This window comes from Paenibacillus sp. UNC499MF (assembly GCF_900107975.1).
In the GTDB taxonomy this organism is placed as follows: domain Bacteria; phylum Bacillota; class Bacilli; order Paenibacillales; family NBRC-103111; genus Paenibacillus_F.
This window is the reverse complement of the sequence record NZ_FNVF01000035.1, coordinates 1-2,696: the sequence shown is the minus strand read 5'-3', so window position 1 is coordinate 2,696 and position 2,696 is coordinate 1. Positions and strand designations below refer to the sequence as shown.

The 2,696-nt window shown below is 36.9% G+C and carries 2 protein-coding genes and 1 pseudogene; 2 read left to right on the top strand and 1 reads right to left on the bottom strand.

From position 1 onward, the window contains the following. Positions 1-392, bottom strand: a pseudogene (locus tag C4S74_RS26880) (hypothetical protein); the annotation flags it as partial. A gap of 285 nt (positions 393-677) precedes the next feature. On the opposite strand from C4S74_RS26880, the gene C4S74_RS26170 reads away from it, so the two are divergent. Both C4S74_RS26170 and C4S74_RS26165 read left to right on the top strand, forming a co-directional pair. Continuing rightward, positions 678-1,199 (top strand): hypothetical protein, encoded by a 522-nt coding sequence (locus C4S74_RS26170; protein ID WP_258042621.1) that lies wholly within the window; start codon positions 678-680, stop codon positions 1,197-1,199. 352 nt (positions 1,200-1,551) lie between these two features. Continuing rightward, positions 1,552-2,454 (top strand): hypothetical protein, encoded by a 903-nt coding sequence (locus C4S74_RS26165; RefSeq protein ID WP_103998208.1) that lies wholly within the window; start codon positions 1,552-1,554, stop codon positions 2,452-2,454. Positions 2,455-2,696: the final 242 nt, after the last annotated feature.

Below are 2,696 nucleotides of genomic sequence, written 5' to 3'. Positions count from 1 at the left end.
CTGGAGGTCAAGATCGTTCCACTTGCCCCTACCGCCACAAACGTGCCGTTGAAGTAGCTGACTCCATAAAGAGCTTTCGTAGTGCCCGAGTTGCGTGGCATCCAGTTCACTCCGTCACTGGAGGCCACGATCGTTCCACTTGGCCCCACCGCCACATACGTACCGTTGCCGTAAGTGACACCAACCATATTTTGTCCCGTGGACCGGATATACCAATTATCAAGGGAACTCGTTATAGGTGCTGCATTTGCTTCTTTTCCCCAATTGATCGACATAAATGTGCTAAACAGCAATAAAAACGACAATTTTAGTCGAATGATTTTAAAAGCCATTTGCCTCCAAGCAGGAAAATTCGTATTAAATTTTCTTGCTGTTTCTCCTTTATTCGACAACTTTCATCTTCCTTCCCCAAGTCTCTATACTTTAGCTCGCTTGACCATATCACATCATTCTGAACAAATTCTGAGCAATAAAAAAAGCGGCTCACGCGTTCGACTCATCGTGGGTATTGCCGCTATACAACTCAGTTGTTATAAATGGTTGCTTTCGCAATTGCTAGCAGCATCAGCAGTTACTATTAGTGGTGTAATATATGTGGTAGTTTTAGAAATTGCAACGACTTTAGGAAACGATAATCGATATGACCATTATAGGGATAGAATTATGCAAGGAAACCTTTGGATTGGAAATTAGGAAATTCACTAACTTTAACACAGGATGTTGGAAGACTTGTTAATCCTATCTTTGTAAGTGAGGACGAGGTTCTTTTAATGGGGAGTCTTATGCGAATAGAAGAACTTGATAAGCTTTTTAAAAAATCCAAATTGCCATTCAGGTATTCAGTGAAAGATGCGGAGAAAATACTTAGAGACAAATTTAACACACTCGAGATCGATATTGAAATAGTTGACGATTTGAAGAAAGATCCCCTTGTTAACTACGAAAACATTATAAAGTGTTATAGGGTAAATGATTGTGAAATTCTTTCCGCTCTATTTAATGATAATGGACGGAGTATGCATGCTGAGATTCGGCAATGTAATGCTAATGAGCCAGTAACAAATTCTGAGATTACGGAATCTGTGTTACTGTGGAGAGATATTCAAGAAGGAAAGTTCCCCCAACTAGTACTCGAAAGTGCAGATAGGAGTATATTTCTTCGTTTACTTTACAGGGTTGAAGCGAAAAATGTTAGATGAACTGATCATACTTAAGGGTATTCCGCCAGAAGAAGGTTACATAGGGAATCCCGCATATGAATTTTATTTAAAGGTTTTGCACAGAAATGATTTAATTTAACCCGGTCGATCTCTATTTGACAAAAAGCATCGTTAAGGATCCAAAAGGAGATTCTTGAACGATGCTTTTTGGCGTTTGTCGTAGAGGTTCCTCCTCAGCAGCAATAGGATCTCCAGTTGTCTGATTATTTAGTACGGTTACTAATCTATATCTTTAAATTATCTATTGAATTCATTTAGGCACCAAATCGTGTTGTTACCACTCTTATTGCTACGTTAGAATGATTACAAACACTAAGGTTGGTGAGGATATTTGAGAAAACAAGATATATTGGAGCAAGCCAATGCGGAAGGAATTGAGTTAACGCAGAGTACTTTAGATCGCTATATCAAGTATGGATTCTTAAAAGGAGAGAAAAAAGACGCTGGTTATAAACAAATACCTATCACTACTTATCCTGAAGCAATGACAATTATTCAATACGTAGATCACCTTAAACAAATGCCTCACATTAAATATGAGAATATAATTTTTGTGTTATTTGGGGCAGGTTTACCGATTGATATTGATAAATTACGAAATCTTATGATAAGGCAACGCCAGACTGTTATGAACCAATTTCAGGAAATAGCTGACCACATCTCTGATATAGAGCAAGCTAGATTTATAGCCAATGATTTGGCTAAGACAGAAATGAAATCAGTCAGAAAACCAGGGCGACCTTCAGAACAAATAAAAAATAAAGAAGCAGAATGGTCTGAAAAATTTAAACTCATGCTCTTGTTTATTAAAGATATGGTACAAAAAAATACTCTCTCTGAACGTAATGCCCTAGACTGGATCAAAAGTTTCCCTCAACATATTCCAGTGGATGCATCGGAAATAAAAGAAATAATTCTGAAGCATATCAATTACTCAGATTGGATGCAACAATCCCGTTATCTAGAAACAGAAAACTATATTCATATTCAAGAGATTATGACATTAGCCAAAAAATATTATGCTGGGATGGAAGGTCCAGAAGCAAGCAAGATAAAGGAATCTGTAGAAAAAATAAATGAATCCCTCGGTTACGACTTCCTATGGGAGAATCCTACACTAATATATCTCATCTTATTTGTACTACTTGCAAGTGGTAAGTATCAATTGATAAAAACAATACTCTCTAATCCAGAAAATTTGGATTTATGGAAAGGAGGTGATGTATATGCATAACAATATTGGAATAGCAATTGGTAATGGTCAAGCATTTAGTATGCCATACTGGTTAGTTGGTGCAATTCTAGCACTAGCTCTGATTGGAGCATGGAGTTTAAAAAAGAGATGAGTATGATAAGTAAGAAGTATTTAACGTATAAAGGCTTATATTAAATATAAAAACAAACACCGTTTATGGTGCCCGTTTTTGTACAGTATAGAAGCGAGAGGAGTATTGCAATCCCCATCTAACCTGCTCA